Annotated in this window: 4 protein-coding genes; 2 read left to right on the top strand and 2 right to left on the bottom strand. The window is 42.9% G+C overall.

Annotated features, from left to right (window positions below; all coding sequences use genetic code 11):
• Positions 1-336: 336 nt before the first annotated feature.
• A complete protein-coding gene (locus KBF71_08835) occupies positions 337-816 on the bottom strand; it encodes an SUF system NifU family Fe-S cluster assembly protein (protein MBP9878416.1) in 480 nt (159 codons plus the stop codon).
• Positions 816-1847 (bottom strand): polyprenyl synthetase family protein, encoded by a 1032-nt coding sequence (locus KBF71_08830; GenBank protein ID MBP9878415.1) that lies wholly within the window; start codon positions 1845-1847, stop codon positions 816-818. The genes KBF71_08835 and KBF71_08830 overlap by 1 nt, the downstream gene beginning before the upstream one ends.
• Positions 1848-2222: 375 nt before the next feature.
• Here KBF71_08830 and KBF71_08825 point away from each other — a divergent pair, with 375 nt between their 5' ends.
• Both KBF71_08825 and KBF71_08820 read left to right on the top strand, forming a co-directional pair.
• Complete coding sequence (locus KBF71_08825; GenBank protein ID MBP9878414.1) at positions 2223-2987, top strand: methyltransferase domain-containing protein; 765 nt, start codon at positions 2223-2225, stop codon at positions 2985-2987.
• Positions 2988-3389: 402 nt separating this feature from the next.
• On the top strand, positions 3390-4174 hold a 785-nt coding region (locus KBF71_08820; protein ID MBP9878413.1), incomplete at its 3' end, for a LysR family transcriptional regulator.

Genomic DNA, 4174 nt, shown 5'->3' with positions numbered 1-4174 from the left:
TCTTTCACTTCGATAACTCCTTTTGCTAACCACGGCATTTTAGATCTCCCATTTTTGCCGTAAAGTTTATCAATTTTCGTTACCTATGTCCCCGCACATTCGTTACCTATGTCTCCGGTCTGTACACCTTCGCAGGGATGACAAAGAAAGGAGCAGGGATGACAAAGAAAGGAGCAGTGATGGAAAGAGTAAGGGCAAGGATGACAAAAAGAGAGTCCGCAATGAGTACGTCATTGCGAGGAAGCCGAAGGCTGACGTGGCAATCTCATAGTATGAAAAAAAAGATCACCACGTCGCTTCGCCCCTCGCGATGACGAGTAGGTATATCATCTTTCATCACTCCGTTGAAACGCTCTTCTTGTTCTGAAAAGCAGCTTTCATTGTGTGCCAGGCCAGCGTTGCACATTTCACACGCATCGGAAATTGTTTTACGCCCGCAAGAACTTGCAAAATCTCAAGATTGTCTGGTGAAATTTCGGAGCCGAGCTGCGCTACAACTTCTTGATTCTCATCGGTCATTAAATGGTGAAAATAGGTGAAGAGCTTATCAGTCTCATCCTTGCTTTTGCCGAAAAGCATCTCGGTCATGAGTGAGGCGGAAGCAGTTGAAATCGCGCAGCCTTTGCCTTCAAACTGGATGTCCTCAATCGTGTTTGTGTCTGGATTCAGTTTTAAATAGACGGTGAGCTGATCTCCGCAAACAGGATTATCACCATCGGCAGAATGCGTGACATAGGCAGGGTGCCCGAAATGACGAGGCGAGCGGCTATGATCGATGATGACTTCTTGATAAAGCTGTCTTAGATCATCCAACATTAATAACCTCTGTTCAGCACAAAATGAATTAAGTCGCGCAAGATAACATTGGCTTGATTCTGTGGCAGAGATTTCAAGGATTGGAGAGCAATTTTACCATACTGTTCAGCTTTGTCAAAAGCGTAGTCGAGACTTTTGTTCTTTTGGATATAGGATAGGGCTTGATTAAAATCAGCTGGGTTCTGGATTTTATTTTCAACGCACCTGGTCCAAAAGGCTTTTTCATCAGCTGTTGTTGCATTTTGATAGGCGTGAATGACTGGAAGCGTCATTTTGCATTCAGAAAAATCATTCCCAATTGATTTACCTAGTTCTTGTTGTTTAGCTGAATAATCCAGAATATCGTCAATGACTTGAAATGCAATGCCGAGTGAGAGTCCATAATCGTAAAGTGCTTTGACTTCAGCTTCAGACCGATCGCAAATAAGGCCCGCAACATTAGCAGCTGAAGCAAAGAGTTCCCCTGTTTTGTAGGATATCACCTTGATGTAATCTGCTTCTGTTGTCTCTAGATTGCAGGTTGTGGCGAGCTGTAGAACTTCACCTTCAGCAATGATAGATGAGGCTCTGGCAAGGCTTTTGAGAGTCTGCATGGATCCGTCATCAACCATGAGTTCAAAGGCACGCGCAAAGAGAAAGTCACCAACCAGCACGCTTGATTTGTTGCCGAAAATTGTATTGGCTGTCGCTTGGCCGCGTCTGAGCTCGCTCTCATCGACCACATCATCATGTAAAAGTGTTGCTGTGTGGATAAATTCAACAGCTGTTGCAAGGCCGATTTGGCGATGTTCTGTTTCTGAGAATAGTTTTGTTGCAGCAAGTGTGAGGCAAGGGCGGACTCTTTTACCACCTGTTTGAATGAGATGGTTTGCAACTTCAGGAATTAAAGGTACAGAGGAATACAGCTTTTCAAGAATGAGCTTATTGACCTTTTCAAGATCAGGCGTTGTAAAAGTCTTAAAGGCCAGAAAGCCAGCATCAGAGGCTGGTGCTGTGTCTACATGGTGTAATAGAGTTGAAAGAACGCTCATGCTGATAACCTTACTGTGAGAATTATATCTGGTGCTTGGTACTCGTATCGTACTGCCAAAATCACATAAATTCAAATTCAAAATGAGCAAAGGCTGAAAAGGAGAGGCGTATCTTCTATTCTCTTGCCTTTTGGCTCTTTAGAAATTACACTTTTAGGTGTGATGATCAGATCGATGAACGAATAGGTAAAGTGAATAATTTGAGGGCCGTCATTCAGAGCCACCTCCTTAAGAGGTGGCGTGGAATCTCATAAAGTCAATAAGTTAAAGAAGCGTCTGTTAATGGATTGCAGAGACTCCACGGGCCCTTTGGGCCCTCTGAGTGACGGACGCAGATATTCAGCAGTCTCACTTACATAAGCAAATGGAGTCAGAATGGGCGGTACATCGTGCGATGCTTTCCTTGGTGGAAAAGTCAAGATAAAGCAACCTCTTAAGGGCTTTCGAGCCGGCAGCGATGCTGTTTTTCTGGCAGCCAGTGTGTATGGCTTTAAAAATGGGTGTGAGATTCTTGAAGTCGGCTCTGGTGTGGGGACAGCATCAATCTGTCTTGCGCATCGTTTGCGTGATTCCGCTTTTAAAATCAATTACACAGGGATTGATGTTCAAGCAGATTTGATTGAGCTTGCAATGCAAAATGCTGAGCTGAATGGTCTCTCTGATGTTGTTACTTTTGAGAGAGCGGATTTATTCCATTTGCCAAAAGCGATGCGTGAGAGGCAATTTCACCACATTGTGACCAATCCGCCCTTTTATGAGCATGGAACGCTGTCTCGATCAGCTGTAAAAGGCCGCGTGCTCTCTTTTGAAGAAGAGGCCGGAAAAGACGTGCAGGCTTGGATTAAAGCTTGCCAAAAAAGATTAAAGCCGAAAGGCGTTTTAACAATGATCCATACGACAGAAAGATTAGCAGATATCTTGAGTGCTATGAGGGTTGGCTTCGGTAAGATTGAGGTTTTCCCGCTCTTTACAAAAGCAGGTAAGGGCGCAAAGCGTGTGCTGGTCCGTGGTCAGCTTGATATGAAAACAGGACTCACACTGCATCAAGGGCTTGTTCTGTTAGATGCTCAAGGACAGCCAACAAGTGAGGCTGAAAGAGTTGCAAGAGAGGGCTTTCCGCTCATTTGGGGTTGTTCTTAATTATTGATACGTCACTCAGAGGGCCCGTCCTCGGGCCCGTGGAGTCTCTGCAATCTCACAACAGGCATTAAACTTAGTTGTTGATTTAATGAGATTCCACGCCACCCCTTATGGGGGTGGCTCTGAATGACGATTTTGATCTAGTTTCTTAATTACTTCTTTTGCAAGATTATTAGGGAAGGGCGTTGTGATGCATTTAACGCAATCGTTAATTTTTTATGACCAAATAAGTTTTTTTACTTGGCGATAGCAGAATTTTCTGCTTAATATCAAAAGGTGATGAATGAGATTTGGGTCGGTCTGTATTTTTAGTGGAGATAGATTGGCATAAATGTCATTGAAAGCATTTCTAATCAACGAATTGGGAATGATCATTTATAAAAATAAAAAGAAGAAATAAAAATGGATCTTGATAAAGTAAAATTATTTTACCACATTGTTCGTCATGGTAAATTGACTGAAGCAGCAAAGGCCCTCAATTTAACACAGCCAGGCCTGACAAGACATATTAAAGATCTTGAAGAAGATCTGCAAACAAAGCTTCTCTTTCGTGATCAGACAGGTGTGCGTCCCACAGAGGCAGGGAAGATTTTGTTTGAATTTGCGACAGAAATGACAGAAAAAGCCGATCAAGTTGAAAATATGATGCGCGATTTTAATCAAGAGCCACGCGGTGTTTTGAAGATTGAAGTGAATTCGGTTCTGATTCAATCATTGTTGCCTCTCTATGTCGCTGATTTTATGGATAAATTCCCATTGTTAGATTTGAATTTAGTGAGCAGCGAAGGCCCTGCTGATCTTCGTTTTCGCAAAGTGGATGCATTGATTGCGCCTTTCCAGAAAGAGCGTGATGATTTAACCCAAGACTATTTGATGAGCTATGAGCTTGGTCTTTTTGCCCATCAAGCATATCTTGAGGCAAAGGGCACGCCAGCCTCGATTCAAGATTTGAAAGAGCATCGTATCGCGGCATTTTCAGCTGAATTTTTAGAACCATTTGAAAAATTATATGAAGATGGTCAATCCCTAAAGAGTTCAATTTTTGTGAATTCTCTCCAGGCCCTAACGGAAATGGGGAAAAGAGGCGCAGGCCTCATTTTAACGGATATCCATGAGGCTGAAAAAGAAAAAGACTTGATCAGAGTTTTGTCGAAAGACGTATCGCTTGATATTCAGTTCTATTACAT

The organism is Alphaproteobacteria bacterium, from assembly GCA_018063245.1.
In the GTDB taxonomy this organism is placed as follows: domain Bacteria; phylum Pseudomonadota; class Alphaproteobacteria; order JAGPBS01; family JAGPBS01; genus JAGPBS01.
This window is presented reverse-complemented; position numbering and strand designations above follow the sequence as displayed.

What these genes read in the sequence shown, in the direction of transcription:
- KBF71_08835 (MBP9878416.1), bottom strand. Translation starts at nt 816, where the DNA reads ATGTTGGATGATCTAAGACAGCTTTATCAAGAAGTCATCATCGATCAT.
- KBF71_08830 (MBP9878415.1), bottom strand. Translation starts at nt 1,847, where the DNA reads ATGAGCGTTCTTTCAACTCTATTACACCATGTAGACACAGCACCAGCC.
- KBF71_08825 (MBP9878414.1), top strand. Translation starts at nt 2,223, where the DNA reads ATGGGCGGTACATCGTGCGATGCTTTCCTTGGTGGAAAAGTCAAGATA.